Origin of the sequence: Serratia sp. CY76391 (assembly GCF_052166695.1) — a bacterium.
In the GTDB taxonomy this organism is placed as follows: Bacteria; Pseudomonadota; Gammaproteobacteria; order Enterobacterales; family Enterobacteriaceae; genus Serratia; species Serratia nematodiphila.
In genome coordinates this window covers 66,977-86,337 of the sequence record NZ_JBJNOJ010000016.1, presented here as the reverse complement: position 1 = coordinate 86,337, position 19,361 = coordinate 66,977, and the positions used below count along the sequence as shown (strand labels likewise).

Genomic DNA, 19,361 nt, shown 5'->3' with positions numbered 1-19,361 from the left:
CCTTGCTGCCATCCCTCGCCGAATGGGGGGAAGGGCGGTTGTAGTTTTTGTGTAGTCGGAAATAGAAAATCGGCTGCGGCAAGGGATGCCATTGATGTATCCCCGATCCCTGTCCGTTGCGCGCAATACCAGCACGATCTCCAAGCCTTACACACTATTGCAAATGCAAATTATTATCAATAGTATTTGGCGTACAGTGCGTTCGGGCGGTGGCCGGCGATAGGGAAAAGTCGACGTTCCCGGTGCCGCCAACTACAAAATGGGTAGGCGTTGTGAATACAGAACTACAGTCAGAAAGCAGCAGATTATTGGCCAGCAGCAATGCGGGCAGTCCAGGGTGGTGGTTGACGGTGGCACGACGCGGCACGCCATGGGTAGAACCGGCGGGTAACGGCCGCTGGCGCACCACCTTTTTCTGGCGCGATCCCCAGGGATGCGAATTGACCTCCGCCTACCGTCGCGTGTGGATCAACATTAACTGCCTGACCGACCACCATCAGCCGAATCCGCCGCAAAGCCTGCAGCGTTTGGCCGGCACCGACGTGTGGTATTGGCAGACTGAACTGAGCGGCGCCTGGCGCGGCAGCTACTGCTTTATCCCCTGCTTTGACGAGCGGCCGCCGGCGTTCAGCGGCGACGATGCGTACGCCAACATGCACAACCTGCGTCACTGGTGGCACCAGGTGTTCGCCAGCGCTACCCCCGATCTGCTCAACCCGTATCGCTCCTGGCAAAGCGCCAGCGGTCACAGCGTCTCCGGGCTGCACATGCCGGATGCGCCGCCGCAGCCGGTATGGCGTTCGTTCGACGAATATGAGATCGCCAGCGGGCGCTGCACGCCGCCGCTGCCGGCGCGTTTGCAGCGTCATACCTGGCAGAGCGAGCGCCTGGGCAACAGCCGCGATGTCTGGATCTACACCACCGGCGACAGCAAACCGGCCGAGCGCCCGCTCGCGATCTTGCTCGACGGCCAGTTCTGGGCGAAGCAGATGCCGGTTTGGGCGCCGCTGATGCAGCTGACCCGTGAGGGGGCGTTGCCGGAAGCGGTGTATGTGCTGATCGACATCATCGATCTGCCGCACCGGGCGCGAGAATTAACCTGCAAGGACGATTTCTGGCTGGCGGTGCAGGAAGAACTGATGCCGCAACTGGCCGACTGGGCGCCGCACAGCGACAAGCCGGCCGATACGGTGGTGGCGGGGCAAAGCTTTGGCGGCCTGGCCTCCCTGTATGCCGGGCTGCGCTGGCCGCAGCGCTTCGGCGCGGTGATCACCCAGTCCGGTTCCTACTGGTGGCCGCGGCGCGACATGCTGCAGCTGCCGAGCATTCCCGACGACGCCTGCTGGCTGATGCAACAGGTCGAACGCCACGGCCTGGGCAACCACGGCGCGCTGAAGGTCTTTATGGAAGCCGGTTCGCAGGAAAAACTGGTGCATCGGGTCAGTGGCGAAATGGCGGCGCGCCTGAGCGACGCCGGCCATCGGGTGCACTACCGGGTGGTGGAAGGCGGGCACGATGCGCTGTGCTGGCGCAGTGGCCTGACCGATGGGCTGCAGGCGGTATGGGCTTCCGCTTTCGCCACCGCTTACCCGGCATCGGCGACGGCACGAGGAACACATGATGGAAAGCCTGAATCCGTTCGATGATCAACAGCAGCGCAGCCTGGTGCTGCGCAACGTACAACAACAATACAGTTTGTGGCCGGATTTCCGCGCCATTCCGTCCGAGTGGACGATCGTCTTTGGCCCGGCGGCGCGCCTCGAGTGCGCCGAATGGCTGGAACAGCATTGGCAAGATATTCTGCCGGTCGCAGCACGCGAGGCGTGACCGGCGCCAGGTAATCACGGGAGCAATAAGCAGTGTCACACACCCCTAACTCTCTCAGCGGCCCGGCGCTTGCGGGCGAATGGCCGCTGGTCGCGGCGCAACCCGGCATCTGGGTCGCCGATCAAATCTCCCCGCATCGCAATGCCTACGCGGTGGCTCACGCCATCGAACTCAACGGCCCTGTCGCCGTGGAGCCTCTGCTGCAGGCCATCATTCAGGGCCTGGGCGAGGTGGACATGCTGCGCCTGCGTTTTGCGGAACGCGACGGCGTGCCGGTGCAATGGCTGGACGACGCGCTGGCGGTGCACGAGCCGGAACTTGTCGATCTGACAACGTCGCCGGACCCTGAAGCCGCCGCGCGCGCGCTGATGGACATCGATCTGGCGGGCGATCTGCGCGCCGGCAGCGGCGCGCCGCTGTATCGTCATGTGGTGATGCGTCTGGCGGATGACCGCTGGTTCTGGTATCAGCGCTATCACCATCTGCTGGTGGACGGTTTCAGCTTCACCGCCATCGCGCGCCGCGTGGCGGCGATTTACACCCATCTTTGCCGCGGCGACGCGCTGGAACCGACGCCTTTCACGGCGTTCAGCGACGTGGTGGCGGAATACCAGGCTTACCGGCAGGCCCCGGCCTGGCAGCGCGACGCCGATTTCTGGCTCGAAAAAGCACGGCAGCTGCCGCCACCGGCCACGCTCTGCCCGCAGCCGCTGGCCGGGCAAACGCCCACGCCGCGCATCCACCGGCTGGAACAGCGCTGCGATCCGCAGGCCTTCGCCGAACTGGTGCAGTGCGGCGCGCAGCAGAAGCTGAACGCCGCCGATATGGCGGTGGCGCTGGTGGCGCTGTGGGTGTCGCGTCTGAGCGGCCAACCGAGCTTCAGCGCCGGTTTTATCTTCATGCGCCGTACCGGATCGGCCGCCCTGTGCGCCGCCGGCCCGGTGATCAACGTGTTGCCGATGGAGATGCACCTCGAGCCGCAGGCCACGCTGTATGAGGCCGCAGCCCGCATCAGCCGCGAGCTGAAAACGGTGCGCCGCCATCAGCGCTACGACGCCGAACAGGTGCAGCGCGATCTGGGGCGCATCGGCGACGGCGAACCGCTGTACGGCACGGTCTTCAACTTCAAAATGTTCGATTACCAGCTGGACTTCGCCGGTATCGAAGGCATTACCCACGATCTGGCCTCCGGGCCGGTGCGCGATCTGGAGATTGCGCTGTTTATCGACGAACACCATCAGCTGAAGGTGGAGCTGCTGGCCAACGCCGAGCGTTACAGCCGTCAGGAACTGCTGGCGCATCTGCAGCGGTTGCCGCTGCTGCTGGCGCAGTTCGCCGCGCAGGCAATGTTGCCGATCGGCGAAGCCGACATGCTGACCGCCGACGATCGCGCGCTGCTGGCGCGGGTCAACGACACGGCGCATCCCGTGCCGGCGACCACGCTGAGCCAACTGCTGGCGCAGCAGGCGCAAAGCACGCCGAACGCGCCGGCGCTGGCGGATGCGCATTTCAGCTTCACCTACCGCGAAACGCGCGAACAGGTCACGGCGCTGGCGCGCCAGCTGGTTGTGCAGGGCGTACGGCCGGGCGACATCGTGGCGGTGGCGCTGCCGCGCTCGGTGTTCCTGTCGCTGGCGTTGATGGCGATCGTGGAAGCGGGCGCCGCCTACCTGCCGCTGGACACCGGTTATCCGGACGAGCGGCTGGCGATGATGCTGGAAGACGCCGCGCCCCGGCTGGTCATCACCAGCCCGGCGCAGCAGGCGCGTTTCGCCGACAAGGGCGAAATCTTGCTGTATGACGCGCCGCTGGCGGCCGATCACGCCGATGGGGTGGCGATCGCGGGCCCGACGCCGGATCATGCGGCCTATATCATCTTTACCTCCGGCTCCACCGGGCGCCCGAAAGGCGTGCTGGTCGGCCATCAGGCGATCGTCAACCGCTTGCTGTGGATGCAGCATCAGTATCCGCTGGGGGCGGACGACGCGGTGCTGCAGAAAACGCCATGCAGTTTCGACGTCTCGGTGTGGGAATTCTTCTGGCCGCTGATGGTCGGCGCCCGGCTGGTGATGGCGCCGCCGGAGGCGCACCGCGATCCGCAGCAGCTGCAACAGCTGATCGCGCAACACCGCATTACCACGATGCACTTCGTGCCGTCGATGCTGGCGGCTTTCGTGGCCGCCCTGGACGACGACGCGGCGGTGGCGAACTGCGTCGCGTTGCGCCAGGTGTTCTGCAGCGGTGAAGCGCTGCCGGCGGAGCTGTGCCGCCTGTGGCAAAGCCGCACGGCGGTGCCGTTGCACAACCTCTACGGCCCGACCGAAGCGGCGGTGGACGTAACCTGGCATCCGGCCTACGGCGACGCGCTGGCGAAGGTGACCGGCGCCAACGTGCCGATCGGCCTGCCGGTATGGAACACCGGGCTGCGCATTCTTGACGCGCGCCTGCGGCCGGTGCCGCCGGGCGTGGCGGGCGATCTGTATCTGACCGGCGTGCAGCTGGCGCACGGCTACCTTGGCCGGCCGGATCTGACCGCCAGCCGCTTTGTCGCCGACCCGTTCGGCGAGGGCGGACGGATGTACCGCACCGGCGACGTGGCGCGCTGGCTGCCGGACGGCGCGGTGGAATATTTGGGCCGCAGCGACGATCAGCTGAAGATCCGTGGGCAGCGTATCGAGCTGAGTGAAATCGATCACGCCTTGCTGTCGCTGCCGGGCGTGCGCCAGGCGGTGACGCACGCGCTGGTGTTGCAGGGCACGCCGGTGGACGCCGGCGGCGATGCGCGCCAGCTGGTGGGCTATCTGGTGATGCAACCCGGCGCGAGCTGGGATGCGGAAGTTTTGCGTGCGGCGCTGGCCGACCGCCTGCCGCCGCACATGGTGCCGGTGGCGTTGGTGGAAATGAGCGATTTGCCGCTGAGCGCCAACGGCAAGCTGGATCGCAAGGCGTTGCCGCAGCCGCAGGGCGGTGAGCGCAAGGCGGGGCGGCCGCCGCAGGCCGGGTTGGAAAGCGAGATCGCGGCGGTATTCGCCCGTTTGCTGCAGCGCGAGCAGGTGTTCGCCGACGACGATTTCTTCGCGCTCGGCGGCCATTCGCTGCTGGCGATGCGCCTGGCGGCGGAGCTGCGCCGCGATCTGGGCAAGGCGGTGTCCGTCGGCCAGGTGATGGTGGCGTCGCGCGTTGAGCAACTGGCCGCCTTGCTGGCGGAGGATCGCACGCAGGAAGAGGCCGATCGCAGCGGCTTCGACAGCGTATTGCCGCTGCGCGTCACCGAGGGGCCGACGCTGTTCTGTCTGCATCCGGCATCCGGCTTCTCCTGGCAGTTCAGCGTATTGCCGCGCTATCTCGACCAGCACTGGTCGCTGGTCGGCATTCAGTCGCCGCGGCCGGATGGCCCGCTGGCGCTGAGCGAAGATATGGATCAGGTGGTGGAGGCCCACCTGCAGACGGTGTTGCAGGTGCAGCCGCACGGGCCGTACCACTTCATCGGTTATTCGCTCGGCGGCACGCTGGCGCAGGGCATCGCCGCCCGGCTGCAGGCGCGCGGCGAGCAGGTGGCGTTCCTCGGCCTGCTGGATACCTATCCGCCGGAGACCCAAAACTGGGACGTGATGCTGGACGACAACGTGTTGAAGGAAGTGCAGCGCGAGCGCGAGCAGTTCCTGGCGGTGTCGCAGGACACGCTCGATCCGGCGCTGGGCGAAACGCGCACGGCGATGTTCGACAATATTGAAGCCAACTACGCCGATTCGGTGCGGTTGTTATCGCACACGCGGACCGCCCGTTTCCACGGCCAGGCGACGCTGTTCGTCGCCAAACGCACGCTGCAGGAAGGGATGGACGTGCAGCAAACCTGGTCGCAGTACGTCGATGCGCTGCAGGCGCACGAGCTGGACTGTGCGCACGTCGATATCGTTTCGCCGGCGTCGTTCAAAGTGCTGGGGCCGCTGCTGAACCGGATCTTGCGCACGCTGTAATGACGCCCTCATCCCGCCGCCAGGCACGGGGATTGCCCCGCGTTTGGCGGCGTTTCTTGCGGTCGCTCACAATTGAATATCAATGAGTTTTATTATCATTATTGATTTCGTCATCTGTGCTAGCATAGCGCCCCGCAACTGCAGAATCCCCGTTTAAAGATGTGGTGAACAACCGATGAGTAGCAAACCCTCCATCCTGCTTGATTTCAGCCTGCTGAAAACCAACCGGGCTTTCCGCGCGGTGTTCTGCGCGCGCTTTATCTCCATTGTCGCGCTGGGGTTGATGGCGATCGCCATCCCGGTGCAGATCCAGGCGTTGACCGGTTCCACCCTGCAGGTCGGGCTGGCGGTGACGCTGGCCGGCGGCGGCATGTTCGCCGGGCTGCTGATGGGGGGCGTATTGGCCGATCGCTATGAGCGACGCCGGCTGATTCTGTTTGCGCGTTCCACCTGCGGCGTCGGTTTTGTCGGCCTGTGTCTCAACGCCCTGTTGCCGTCGCCTTCGCTGGCGGCCATTTATCTGCTGGCGGTGTGGGACGGCTTCTTCGGCGCGGTGGGGGTGACGGCGCTGCTGGCAGCCACGCCGGCGCTGGTGGGCCGCGAAAACATCGTGCAGGCGGGCGCCATCAGCATGCTGACGGTGCGCTTCGGCTCGATTCTTTCTCCGGCGATCGGCGGCCTGGTGATCGCCCATATGGGTATCGCCTGGAACTACGGCCTGGCGGCGTTCGGCACCCTGCTGACGCTGTTGCCGCTGCTGAGCCTGCCGCAGCTGATGCCGCCGCCGCAGCCGCGTGAACACCCGCTGCGCGCGCTGGCGGGCGGTTTCGCCTTCCTGTTCCAGAACAAGGTGATCGGCATGGTGGCACTGATCGGCGCGCTGCTGACCATGGCCAGCGCGGTGCGGGTGCTGTACCCGGCGATGGCGGAAGGTTGGCACATCGACGCTGCCCACCTTGGCTATATGTACGCCGCCGTGCCGCTCGGCGCGGCCATCGGCGCGTTCACCAGCGGGCGCGTGGCGCACGTGGCGCGCCCCGGCTGGGTGATGCTGCTGACGGCGATCGCGGCGTTCGCCGCCATTGGCCTGTTCGGCCTGATGCCGTGGTACAGCCTGGCGTTGCTGTGCCTGGTGGCGTTCGGCTACCTGAGCGCGCTGAACTCGCTGCTGCAATACGGTCTGATCCAGAGCCTGACGCCGGACAACTTCCTCGGCCGCATCAATGGCCTGTGGACGGCGCAGAACGTGGTGGGCGATGCGCTGGGCGCGTTGCTGCTGGGGGCGATGGGCGCCTTTATGCTGCCGGCGATGAGCGCCAGCGGCTTCGGCTTCGGCGCGGCGGCGCTCGGCATCCTGCTGCTGTTCGCCATGACCGGTTTGCGCCAGGTTACGCTGCACAAACCGGAGCCGCAGCCTGCCACAGAAAAGTAGTCGAACGCGTTAAGACAACGCTGTGGGATCAAATAGCAATGCTTATCATCGGCATGCGTAAAACCCACAGCGTTTATGTCATGATTTCGAAATGAAAGAAGTGCTTACGTTTATTGACATAGCAAATATCGGCGAGTAATTTAGCGCGGAATTAACTCAAATGATAATCATTATTATATTGGTTATCACTTCAAATCCTTGAGGGCGAAGCGATGGATACTGCCGTGAACGACATCAATCGAAAGGAAATGCAGGAGCGCGAAGAACACCGGTTCGCCGCTGATTTTTCTCCCGCGTCGGGCTTCTTCTTTACTTCTCCTTTCCGCAGCTTGACCACCACCGGTTGTTTCAGCCGCATTCGCCTGCCGGCCGCGGACGGCGCCGATCTGAACGGCGAGTTCCAGCGCAGCGTGCGGCAGGCGTTTGCCGAGGCCCGCCAGGCCGGCATCAAAAAACCGCTGCTGTGCGGCGCCATCCCGTTCGATACCCGGCAGCCTTCGGCGCTGTTTATTCCGCAGCAGAGCCGCTGGTTCGATCGCGCCGCCTTTATGGCCGGCGTTAGGCCGGCGGCGGATGGGCCGGAGCTGGCCGGCGTAACGGAACTGCCGCCACAGCAGCCGTTCATGAACATGGTCAGCGACGCCGTCGACGCGATGAAGGCCGGTGAGTTGGACAAAGTGGTCTTGTCGCGCCTGCTGGAGATCGAAACGCGTCAGCCGGTGGATCGCCATGCGCTGATGGCGCGCGTGATTGCCCAGAACCCGCACGGTTTCCATTTTCATGTGCCGCTGGAGCAGGGCGCGCTGTTGGGCGCCAGCCCCGAGCTGCTGCTGCGCCAGGACGGCGGCCGTTTTTATTCCAACCCGCTGGCCGGTTCCGCCCGGCGCGAGGCCGACCCGCAGCGCGATCGCGAAGTGGGAGAGCGGCTGATGGCCTCGGCGAAAGATCGCCACGAGCATCGCATCGTCACCGAAAGCATGCGTGACGTGCTGGCCGGCCGCTGCCGCTACCTGAACGTGCCGCAAACCCCTGAATTGCTGACCACCACCACGCTGTGGCATCTCTCCACGCCGATCGACGGCGAGGCGGCGTCTCCCGACGAAAACGCCCTGTCGCTGGCCTGCCTGCTGCACCCGACGCCGGCGCTGTGCGGCATGCCGACGGCCGAGGCGCACGCCCTGATCGGCAAGCTGGAGCCGTTCGATCGCGGCCTGTTCGGCGGCATCGTCGGCTGGTGCGACGACGAAGGCAACGGCGAGTGGGTAGTGACTATCCGCTGCGGCACCGTTGACGGCAACCGGGTGCGGCTGTTCGCCGGCGCCGGCATCGTGGAAGACTCTTCACCCGAATCTGAATGGCATGAAACAGGCACCAAACTCAGCACCATTCTGCGTGCCTTTGGTATAAATCAAGGATAACGACAAGATGAGCATTGCCTTTACCCCCTGGCCGGCGGAGTTCGCCAGCCGCTATCGCGAGCGCGGCTACTGGACTGACAAGCCGCTGACCGAGATCCTCGACCGCCAGGCCAACAACGACGCCCCGGCGATTATCGACGCCCAGGGCAGCCTGACCTACCGCGAGCTGCAGCAGCGCTCCGATCGCCTGGCGGCCGCTTTGCTGCGCCGCGGCGTAAAATCCGGCGACACCGCGCTGGTGCAGTTGGGCAACGTGGCGGAGTTCTATATCGTGTTCTTCGCGCTGCTGAAAATTGGCGTGGCGCCGGTCAACGCGCTGTTCAGCCATCAGCGCAGCGAGCTGAATGCCTATGCCGAGCAGATCAAACCGGCGCTGCTGATCGCCGATCGCCAGCACGCGCTGTTTGCCGACGATCAATTCCTGAACGCCTTCCGCGATGCGCATCCTTCGCTGCGCGTCGTGGCGCTGCGCAGCCAGGCCGAGGGCGAGCTGGCGCTGGCCGCCTGGCTGGACGAAGCGAGCGACGGTTTCGTCGCGCAGCCTTCCGCGGCCGATCAGGTGGCGTTCTTCCAGCTTTCCGGCGGCAGCACCGGCACGCCGAAGCTGATCCCGCGCACCCACAATGACTACTACTACAGCATTCGCCGCAGCGTGGAGATCTGCCGTTTCGACGCGCAGACCCGCTATCTGTGCGCGCTGCCGGTGGCGCACAACTACCCGATGAGTTCGCCGGGCGTGCTGGGCGTGTTTTATGGCGCCGGGCTGGTGGTGTTCGCCGCCGATCCGGACGCCGGGCAATGCTTCCGCCTGATCGAACAGCACCAGATCAACGTGACGGCGCTGGTGCCGCCGGCGGTCACGCTGTGGCTGCAGGCGATCGAAGAGTGGGGCGGCAATGCCCAGCTCGCCAGCCTGAAACTGCTGCAGGTGGGCGGCGCCAAGCTGGGTGAAACGCTGGCGGCACGCATTCAGAACGAAATCGGCTGCCAACTGCAGCAGGTGTTCGGCATGGCGGAAGGGCTGGTGAACTACACCCGGCTGGACGACGACGAACGCCACATTCTGGCGACGCAAGGGCGGCCGATGTCGCCGGACGACGAGGTATGGGTGGCGGATGACGACGGCAATCCGTTACCGGCGGGCGAGGTCGGACGGTTGATGACGCGCGGGCCTTACACCTTCCGCGGTTACTACCAGAGCCCGGCGCACAACGCCGATGCTTTCGACGCCGAGGGTTTCTACTGCTCCGGCGATCTGATCAGCATCAGCGAAGACGGCTACATCACCGTGCAGGGGCGGCAGAAAGACCAGATCAACCGCGGCGGGGAGAAGATCGCCGCCGAGGAGATCGAGAACCTGCTGCTGCGTCATCCGGACGTGATCAACGCCGCGCTGGTATCGATGCCGGATGCGCTGATGGGGGAGAAGAGCTGCGCCTATATCATCGCCAACGCGCCGCTGAAGCCGGTGGTGCTGCGCCGCCACCTGCGTGAGCAGGGCGTGGCGGACTTCAAGCTGCCGGATCGCTTTATTCAGGTGGACAGCCTGCCGCTGACCCCGGTCGGCAAAGTGGACAAAAAACGGCTGCGCCAGCAGCTCGACGCGCAACTACAGACTCAGGCTCAGGGAGATTAATCGATGGCCATTCCAAAACTTAATGACTACGCGCTGCCGACGGCGGACGAACTGCCGCAAAATAAAGTCACCTGGCAGGTGGAGCCACAGCGCGCCGCGCTGTTGATCCACGATATGCAGCAGTATTTCCTCAACTTCTGGGGCGAGGACAGCGCGCTGATTAAACAGGTGGTGGAGAATATCGCCAACCTGCGCCGTTACTGCAAACAGCAGGGCATCCCGGTGTTCTATACCGCGCAGCCGAACCAGCAGAGCGATGAAGATCGCGCGCTGTTGAACGATATGTGGGGGCCGGGCCTGAACAAGCACCCTGAGCAGCAGGCGGTGACCGCTGCGCTGGCGCCGGACGAAGACGACACGGTGCTGGTGAAATGGCGCTACAGCGCCTTCCATCGCTCGCCGCTGCAGGAGATCCTGCAGGAGTCCGGCCGCGATCAGCTGATCATCTGCGGCGTGTATGCGCACATCGGCTGCCTGACCACCGCCATCGACGCCTTCATGCGCAACATCCAGCCGTTCATGGTGGCCGACGGCCTGGCGGACTTCTCGCGCGACGAACACCTGATGGCGCTGCGCTACACCGCCGGCCGCTGCGGCCGGGTGGTGACCACCGCGTCTCTGCTGCCGGCGGCCGGCATCGCCAGCATCGATGCGCTGCGTCAGCAGATCCTGCCGCTGCTGGACGAAGACAGCGAGGACATGGGCAACGATGAAAACCTGATCGATTACGGCCTGGATTCGGTGCGCATCATGGAGTTGGCGACCCGCTGGCGCAAGATCCGCGGCGACATCGACTTTATCGCGCTGGCGCGCAACCCGACCATCGACAGCTGGTGGGCGCTGCTTTCCGAAGAGAAAGCCTGATTTTTAATAACGATAATGCGGCGGCCGTCTGGTTTGACATAAAACGCCGCTCTTTTGAGCCATATCCAAAATAATTGCAGCTGCATCAAGGCGGCAAGAACGTGAGTCCCCAGGAGCTTACTCAGGTAAGTGACTGGGGCGAGCGAGCGCAGCCAACGCCGATGTAGCTGCAAGTATGAAGGATATAAGGAGATTTTGATGAATACTTTGATTACCAAGGGAAAACGCGCGGCATTTCCGCTGATGCTGCTGTCCACGCTGCTGTTCTCCAACACCTTGCAGGCGCAAACCGCGCCGGAAGTGCTGCGCAAGCCGGTCGGCAAAGGCGCTTATGAAATGGCTTACAGCCCGAGCGAAAACGCGCTCTACCTGGCCACCTCGCAGAGCCGCAAGCTGGACAAGGGCGGCATCGTTTACCGTCTGGATCCGACCACGCTGGACGTGACCCAAATTATCCATAACGACATCAAGCCGTTCGGCGCCGCCGTCAACGCCAAGACCGGCACGCTGTTCTTCGGCAACACCGTCAATAACTCGGTGACCGCCATCGACGCCAAGACCGGCGACGTGAAAGGCCGCCTGGTGCTGGACGCGCGCCAGCGCTCCGAAACCGTCAAGCCGCTGGCGCCGCGCGAACTGGTGGCGGATGCCGACAGCGACACGCTGTACATCACCGGGCTGGGGGATTCCAGCGTGGTGTGGGTGGTGGACGGCAAGGATCTGACCCTGCGCGCCACCGTGACCGACACCGGCAAATACGGCACCGGTCTGGCGCTGGACGCCGCCGCCAAACGCCTGTATGTCACCAACGCCGACGGCGAGCTGGTGACCATCGATACCCAGAGCAACAAGGTACTGTCGCGCAAGAAGCTGGATGAGTCTAAAGAGCACTTCTTCCTGAACATCAGCCTGGATACCGCCACTCACCGCGCCTTCATCACCGATTCCAAGCAGCCGCAGGTGCTGGTGGTGGATACCCGCAACGGCAACATCCTGAGCAAGATCGACGTGCCGGAATCGCTGGCGGTGCTGTTCAACCCGGCGCGCAATGAAGTCTACGTCACCCACCGCCAGGCGGGCGAAGTGAGCGTGATCGACGCCAAGAGCTACAAGGTGCTGAACACCATCAAGACGCCGACCCACCCGAACAGCCTGGCGCTGTCGCCGGATGGCCAGACGCTGTACGTCAGCGTCAAACAGGCTTCCAGCCGCGAAAAAGAGGCGACTGCGCCGGACGACGTGATCCGCGTAGCGCTGAAGTAATCCCGCGCAGGGTAAACCCCCTCGAACAGGCGAAGCGGCGACGCTCCGCCTGTTTTTTTTTCGCCGTGCGATCTACGGTATAAAGTGTGGATTGCCTTATTGACCCGAAGGAACGTTGGTTATGCCCGTCTCACGCGCACCGCTGTTGTTGTCCGTTATCACTCTGCTGCTGCTGGCCGCGCTGATCCACAGCGGCATCAGCCCTTACGGTCGCACCACCTGGCTGTTGGAGGTGGCGCCGGTCTTGATCGTTTTGCCGCTGCTGTGGCTGACCCACCGCCGTTACCCGCTGACGCCGCTGCTCTACACGCTGATTTTCTTCCACGCGCTGATCCTGATTTTTGGCGGCATGTACAGCTATGCCCGCGTGCCACTGGGGTTTGAGGTGCAGCAGTGGCTGGATCTTGATCGCAACCCGTACGACAAACTGGGGCACTTCTTCCAGGGGCTGGTGCCGGCGCTGGCGGCGCGCGAGATCCTGCTGCGCGGTGGTTATGTACAGGGGCGCAAGATGCTGGGCTTCGTGGTGTGCTGCATCGCGCTCGCCATCAGTGCCCTGTATGAGCTGATCGAATGGTGGGCGGCGCTGGCGCTGGGCCAGGGCGCCGACGAGTTTCTCGGCACCCAGGGCGACCCGTGGGATACCCAGTCCGACATGTTCTGCGCGTTGCTCGGCGCGCTATACGGTTTGCTGCTGTTCGCCGGCTGGCAAGACCGGCAAATTCGCCGCCTGCGCCGATAAACTTTGGCAACAAAGGCGTGGCTGACGGGAGCCGCATTTAATCGCGTTTACCGCCGGTTCAGCGTATTTGTGCTATATCATGGGTTCGGAACGGCTGTTTGAATGCGAGACTGAGTTTGATCACTACCCCCTATCCCGAAAAGAGTATGCAGTATGGATGTCGTTAACGATAGGGCTCAGCTTTGCGTGGCTAAATCTTTTGGATCTCTATAACAACGACACGTTGTTCTTTCAGAAGTTAACGATTTCCGTCATCAATAACACCTCGTTCGCCGACGTTATCGCCTCTTACCTGAGGCTGATTCTGTATCTTCCTTTCGGGCTGTTGGCGATCGTGCTGACGCTGTTGTTTTGCGCCCAGCGACTATGCGATACCCGGCTCTTCGTGCTCGCCTGGCCTATTTCTCTGGCGGTCTTCTTGGTCTTTTGGTTTGTTAACGTCGCTTTCCCCGGGCATCTAAATCTGGTGTTGGCCGCTAAATCTTGCGTACTTGCAGTGATTGGGCTGGTTCCGCCGAGGAAACGAGAGAGCGAATAATCGAACGCAGTTCGATGGAGAGTCCGTACCCCAGAAAGCGAAAAACCCGCCATAGGCGGGTTCTTCTGAATATGGTGCCCGGACTCGGAATCGAACCAAGGACACGGGGATTTTCAATCCCTGTGCTTGTTGTAAAATTGTTAAAGGATATATAATTTAACCGTTTACACGCGAATTGATAAATTCGAGTGTAAAACATGCATACATTAGCTAAATCCACATCTATGGGTGTTAGCCACCCGGCACCTCGTGTTATCCCTATGGTCTCAACCAAAGGGGGCGAAGGTAAATCTACTCAAAGCGCCAACCTTGCCGGATTCCTTGCCGATGCAGGTAAAAAAACTCTCCTCATAGATGGTGACCACTCCCAACCCACCGCAAGCAGCATTTTCTCCCTGGAATACGAGGCACCCAACGGTTTGTATGAACTGTTGATGAAGACTGTCGATCTCAACCAACCCGAAGAAATCATCTCCCGTTCTGTTATCCCTAATCTCGATGTCATCGTTTCTAACGATCCCCACGACCGTTTATCTTCTGCCATGTTGCATGCCCCTGATGGTCGTATGCGGCTGAAAAATGTTCTGCAGCACCCTTTGTTCAACGAGTACGACGTCATCATCATTGACTCCAAAGGCGCGGCGTCTGTGATGCTCGAACTGATTCTGGTTGCCAGTACGGAGTTCGCTGTCGGTGTTATCAAGCCTATATTGCCGGATACGCGTGAGTTTCTGCGTGGCACATTGGGGTTGATGGAAGGACTATTGCCGCTGACCAGCTACGGTATTGCGTTACCACGTATCCGTATTCTGACGAACTGCATGGAGTACACGAATCTGGATTGGCAGACCTTGAACAGTCTGCGCGGCATTATCGCAAACGGGCAGTATCTGCGTGCAGATACCTTCGACGTCTCCCTTCTCGACACCATCATTCCCAAGCTTGAAATTTACAAAATGGGGCATGCTTCCGGCCAACCTGTCCATCGTCTTGAAAGAACCACCACTCGTACATCAACGCTCGCTGCTGCTGACACTATGTATGAGCTGGCCTGCGAGTTGTTCCCTCACTGGGTTGCCGACTTCGACGTTCTGCGTCAGGAGGCAAATCAATGAATATTGAACAGCTAGTGACTTTTCTTAATGAACAGCGCGAGTTAGCCGCACCTGCACCGTGGCAGGTTCTTGAGCTATACAGCGATGCAGTAACTGTCGTGGATACCAACGGCTTCGAGCATGTGGAAATCCCTAATGTCGCGATTGTTCCAGACTGGGAAAAACTTGGGCTTGAGCACTGGTCGGATAACGGTGGGAGCCGTGATGTGAGTCTTGAGGAGCAACGGGCTAATGGTTATCTGGCCGCTGCAGCACCACAGCTACTGGCTTACGTCAATGTGCTTAACCGTAATTTGGAAACCACGGAGAATGCGCTGCGCCGCATGTTGAAAATGCATGCGTTGATGATGGCAAAAACCAATCATGCTGCCAGCTTCTATGATGCTGAATGTCTTCACGAAATGGCCGAGGCTCCGTATGAGGCCGCCGCGGTACTTGAGCACATCTGTGGCGCCGATGCCGAGAATACTCACCTAAAAGAGGCAACTTGCGTAGGGTGCGGTTGTACAGATGGCCATGCTTGCCTGGATAAAAACAGCAAACCATGCAGTTGGCTCAAGGTCAATCGTGAAACTGGGCTGGGTGTCTGTTCTTGCTGCCCGACTTTTCTTGGGCACCCGTTAACAACTGACGGTGAAGGGGCGGAGGTGCGCCATGGTTGATCTGCATATTCCTTATTCTTCAGATGCCGAGCAGGCCGTTCTCGGCGGATTGATGCTGGATAACGAGCGTTGGGATGACATTCTGCCATTAGTTGGAGATCGTGATTTTTATCTGGCGGTACATCGTCGCATTTTCCAGGCCATGGCTCGCCTGATGGCTGTTCAGCAGCCGATTGATCTGATTACGCTCCATGAGTCACTGGAACAAAATGGTGAACTCGAGCAGGTCGGCGGTTTTGCCTATCTGGCGGAGTTGTCTAAAAACACACCGAGCGCAGCCAATATTGTCGCCTATGCCGGGATTGTCGCTGAACGCAGTCGACTGCGTAGCCTGTTGCAGCTCGGACGTGAATTGAGCGCTGATGCTGCTCATCCCCGCGCAGATTCTGCCGCCCTGACCGAAAGGGCAGAACAGCAATTGTTCCAGCTCTCAGAGCAAACCCACTCACAGCAGAATGTCAGCCTGACCGATGGGCTGAATGCTGTCGTGACCTCTATGGAGACGGTGAATGGCGGTAATGGGATCACAGGAACCCCGACCGGCTTCTCAGAGCTCGATGTGATGACGTGTGGTTTGCAGCCGGGAGATTTGGTTTTGCTTGCCGCACGGCCGTCGATGGGTAAAACCGCCTTTGCGTTGAGCGCCTACACCAGCGCACTTCGAGGCACGGAGAAACCGGCATTCTTCTTTAGCCTGGAAATGCCGCGCGAGCAGTTGCTCCAACGCCTGATTGCTGTTGACGGGCGGGTTGAACTTTCAAGGTTGCGTAGCGGCCAATTGGATGATGAAGATTGGGCGCGTATTTCCAAAGCGATGGAGCGGTTGTTGCCACTGGAAAACCGCCTGATTATTGACGATGAATCGTATTTGACCCCCGCACTGCTGCGTTCCAGGGCACGGCGCTATACCCGGTTGTATGGTAATCCGGGTTTAATCATGGTCGATTACCTGCAGCTGATGCGTTGCCCTGGCCAGGAAAATCGCACTCAGGAAATTTCAGAAATTTCCCGCAGTCTGAAAGCGTTGGCCAAAGAACTTGATTGTCCCGTTGTGGCGCTATCTCAGCTGAACCGTCAGTTGGAAAGCCGTGCTGACAAACGCCCCTTTAATGGTGACCTGCGAGACTCCGGTGCGCTGGAGCAGGATGCCGATGTGATCGCCTTCATCTACCGGGACGAGGTCTATTACGCTGACTCTGATGATGCCGGCACGGCAGAAATTATCATTGGTAAGCAGCGGCAGGGGGCAACGGGCACCGTTCGCGTCAAGTTTGAAGGGCAATTCACCGCGTTCAGTGACTTCCACGATGGTCAGTATGACCAATACTCGGGGAGAGCGTAACTATGGCGCGTACTAAAACCAAGATTCTCGATCTGAATAGTGCTTTGCTCCAGCAGGGAAAAACAGCTGCAGGCACTCATGCAGTAACTTCGACATCATCTGTACTGCCAGTGAGTGATATGCCGTTGGTGCTTACTCTCGACCAGCTAAGCGTATCGCCGTATAACCCACGAATTTCGAGGAATCCTGAATATGATGAAATCAAGGCGGGGATTAGGGTTCGCGGCCTGAGAACTGTGCCATTAGTTACTCTTGATCCTGAACAACCCGAACTAGGTTATTTTTTCAGTGATGGTGGCAACACCCGTTATTCAATCTTGCAAGAACTATGGCAAGAAACAGGGGATGAACGGTTTTACCGCATTTCTTGTGTTTTCAAGCCATGGCCCGGTCGTTTGTCCTGTCTTCTTGGCCATCTGGCCGAGAACGAACAACGGGGAGATCTGGCGTTTATCGAAAAAGCTCTGGGGATCCGGGATGCCCGTGCCCTGTATGAAGAAAAATTGGGTAAAGCTGTTTCTCTGCGTGAGCTCTCAAGTTTGATGAGTGCCGATGGATATCCGGTGCATTTCTCCAGTATCAGCCGTATGGAAGATACGGTGAAATACCTATATCCATTCATGCCATCTCTTCTTAAATCGGGATTGGGAGCCCCCCAAATTCGTCAATTGCTTGCTTTACGAGCTGAAGCTGAAAAAACTTGGGAGGAACATAGTGTTACTGTCGAGGTTCAAGAACCGTTTGATAGCGTCTTTGGCAAAGTTTGCCGCCAATTTGATGACCCCGAAATCTACTCTCTGGATATGTTTCGTGATGAGTTGATTGGTGCGCTCATCAACGCTTTGCCACACCCGTTGCTCAATTATGACCGCTGGCTACTGGAGCTCGATCCCAAAGAGCAAAACCGTCGCAAGCACCTCGGTGAGCCTGAGCCGGCATTAACGCCTGAGCTGTCAGACGAAGGCAATACTGTCAAACTGGCGCCAGCACTGCAGCAGGGAAATACCGGCGGACCGACGGTACCTGAAGTACAGAGAGAAGGCTCTTCTTTGGTGCTGGACAGCGCGTTGCATGAATCGACAGGTGATGCTGATGATAAATCACAAGAGACTCAAGAAGAGGTAACGCCTACAACTAAAACTGAACCACGTGTTGAAACTCAACCTGATTTATACGGTGCTCCTTCGGTGTTATCAGGTGACATTGAAACGGTTTTAGGCGGTGAGCATACCACCGTCAATGAAGCCCCTCTGCCAGGCGCTCATGAGTCGACCGCCCCTCACAACAATACCGAGACACAGCCTGCAGCCCCTGTTGCAGAGGTGTCCTTCGCTGAGGTAGGACTTGAGCCGGTCTCCTCCATCTGGGCTATTTCTGCCCTGCAGGACGATATCGAGCACCTGCAGGTGGTCACCTTCCGATTGGCATTCGAACTGGCCGAAGTGGCGGGCTGCGAGGCTGAAATCAAAGCCGACAAAGCTGATTTGCTGGCTGCAGGCTACGCATTGACAGCCGAACGTCCCTCTCGCTTTACCGCGTTACTCCTGACCCTTGCCGGCAACAACCCGGACGGTGCCTCATCAAGCTCCCTCAATGAAGCCCTCATCGGTTCGGAAAATGCGGCTGACTGGCCTTTGCTTGACGATATTCATGCCGTGAAATTGATGCGCCTTATTCGCGTCTTACGCCGTCTGCGTGAACTGCAGCGTGATTTATCTGCAACAGGGGAGGAAGTCTGATGAGCCATTCACAACGACAGGCGCGCCTGGTGAAACTGGTGCGCAAACTGCTTGAGCTGGCCCGCAGCAACAGTAATGCGCATGAGGCTGGACTGGCGTTAGCCCGGGCGCAAAAACTGATGGAAAAATACGGCATCAGCGAGCTGGAGGCCAGCCTGTCATCTATTCAGACGGCACCGAGCCAGGGAGCACCTTCCGAAGCGAAACAAAAACTGCCTGAATGGATGTCCGGGCTGGCGTGGGCGATTGCCCGCGCCTTTGGATGCCGTTTGTATTTTTCCTGGCGGGATACCGCGTCGGGCCCGCGCCGCAACGTGACGTTCTACGGCTTCAGTGAGCGGCCGGCCGTTGCGGCTTATGCGTTCGATGTGCTGAGCCGGCAGTTGAAAGATGCGACTGCAGACTACCTGAAAACCCAGAATAAGCGCCTGAAAATGAGCACGCGCCGTGCCCGAGCAGAGCAGTTTCGTGCTGGCTGGGTTGCCGGCGTTCGGAGAGTCATCACGACGTTTACCGTGACAGAACAGGAATGCGAGCTGATGGGAGCCTGGCTGGAAAGCCAAAAGATGGGTGAGCTGCAAACGCGCGCCCCGAAAACCTGCCGCGGTGATGATATTGCCCGTTTACGTGGATTCGAAGCAGGCCAGAACGCCCATTTACACCAGGGTGTTCAGGGGGCTGTGAACACTGGCATTGGTTATCAGGGAGGGCGTAGCTCATGAGTCCTTATTTTTTGTTTATTTCAATGGTGTTATTTGCCTGCTTGTTTGCTGTTTTTTATAACCTTTTTTTATATCTCGACCTTT

Annotated in this window: 15 protein-coding genes; all 15 read left to right on the top strand. The window is 60.5% G+C overall.

Annotation, left to right across the window (positions count from 1 at the left end; translation table 11 throughout):
• Positions 1-272 precede the first annotated feature (272 nt).
• A complete protein-coding gene (gene fes, locus ACJ8PN_RS23885; protein WP_442535284.1) occupies positions 273-1,646 on the top strand; it encodes an enterochelin esterase in 1,374 nt (457 codons plus the stop codon).
• Entirely contained in the window at positions 1,621-1,827 is a 207-nt protein-coding gene (locus tag ACJ8PN_RS23880) for an MbtH family protein (protein WP_004930023.1), read from the top strand. The genes fes and ACJ8PN_RS23880 overlap by 26 nt, the downstream gene beginning before the upstream one ends.
• Positions 1,828-1,859: 32 nt before the next feature.
• On the top strand, positions 1,860-5,804 hold the full coding sequence (locus ACJ8PN_RS23875) for an enterobactin synthase subunit F (protein WP_351108746.1): 3,945 nt from the start codon (positions 1,860-1,862) through the stop codon (positions 5,802-5,804).
• A 175-nt stretch (positions 5,805-5,979) separates the two neighbouring features.
• Complete coding sequence (entS, locus tag ACJ8PN_RS23870; RefSeq protein WP_033631552.1) at positions 5,980-7,236, top strand: enterobactin transporter EntS; 1,257 nt, start codon at positions 5,980-5,982, stop codon at positions 7,234-7,236.
• Between the two features lie 212 nt (positions 7,237-7,448).
• The gene (locus ACJ8PN_RS23865; RefSeq protein ID WP_171453198.1) at positions 7,449-8,654 is read left to right on the top strand and encodes an isochorismate synthase; all 1,206 of its coding nucleotides are present in this window, start codon (positions 7,449-7,451) and stop codon (positions 8,652-8,654) included.
• Positions 8,655-8,661: 7 nt separating this feature from the next.
• Positions 8,662-10,290, top strand: a complete 1,629-nt coding sequence (locus ACJ8PN_RS23860; RefSeq protein WP_033631553.1) for a (2,3-dihydroxybenzoyl)adenylate synthase — start codon at positions 8,662-8,664, stop codon at positions 10,288-10,290.
• A 3-nt stretch (positions 10,291-10,293) separates the two neighbouring features.
• On the top strand, positions 10,294-11,154 hold the full coding sequence (locus tag ACJ8PN_RS23855; RefSeq protein ID WP_004930014.1) for an isochorismatase: 861 nt from the start codon (positions 10,294-10,296) through the stop codon (positions 11,152-11,154).
• Between the two features lie 243 nt (positions 11,155-11,397).
• Positions 11,398-12,417: a 7-bladed beta-propeller protein YncE gene (gene yncE / locus ACJ8PN_RS23850; protein ID WP_370456249.1), complete on the top strand. Its 1,020-nt coding sequence runs from the start codon at positions 11,398-11,400 to the stop codon at positions 12,415-12,417.
• Positions 12,418-12,538: 121 nt separating this feature from the next.
• On the top strand, positions 12,539-13,159 hold the full coding sequence (locus ACJ8PN_RS23845) for a DUF2238 domain-containing protein (RefSeq protein ID WP_442535283.1): 621 nt from the start codon (positions 12,539-12,541) through the stop codon (positions 13,157-13,159).
• A 157-nt stretch (positions 13,160-13,316) separates the two neighbouring features.
• Positions 13,317-13,697 carry a hypothetical protein gene (locus ACJ8PN_RS23840; RefSeq protein ID WP_180548032.1) on the top strand — a complete coding sequence of 127 codons (381 nt, stop codon included), beginning with the start codon at positions 13,317-13,319 and terminating at the stop codon, positions 13,695-13,697.
• 197 nt (positions 13,698-13,894) lie between these two features.
• Complete coding sequence (locus ACJ8PN_RS23835) at positions 13,895-14,812, top strand: ParA family protein (RefSeq protein ID WP_197824270.1); 918 nt, start codon at positions 13,895-13,897, stop codon at positions 14,810-14,812.
• The gene (locus ACJ8PN_RS23830) at positions 14,809-15,474 is read left to right on the top strand and encodes a hypothetical protein (RefSeq protein ID WP_442535282.1); all 666 of its coding nucleotides are present in this window, start codon (positions 14,809-14,811) and stop codon (positions 15,472-15,474) included. Before ACJ8PN_RS23835 ends, ACJ8PN_RS23830 begins: the two co-directional genes overlap by 4 nt.
• Entirely contained in the window at positions 15,467-16,816 is a 1,350-nt protein-coding gene (gene dnaB-PI, locus ACJ8PN_RS23825) for an SPI-7-type island replicative DNA helicase (protein ID WP_442535281.1), read from the top strand. Before ACJ8PN_RS23830 ends, dnaB-PI begins: the two co-directional genes overlap by 8 nt.
• Before the next feature lie 2 nt (positions 16,817-16,818).
• Entirely contained in the window at positions 16,819-18,555 is a 1,737-nt protein-coding gene (locus tag ACJ8PN_RS23820) for a ParB family protein (RefSeq protein WP_442535280.1), read from the top strand.
• Positions 18,555-19,277 carry a DUF2786 domain-containing protein gene (locus ACJ8PN_RS23815; RefSeq protein ID WP_442535279.1) on the top strand — a complete coding sequence of 241 codons (723 nt, stop codon included), beginning with the start codon at positions 18,555-18,557 and terminating at the stop codon, positions 19,275-19,277. Before ACJ8PN_RS23820 ends, ACJ8PN_RS23815 begins: the two co-directional genes overlap by 1 nt.
• The last annotated feature ends 84 nt before the right edge of the window (positions 19,278-19,361 follow it).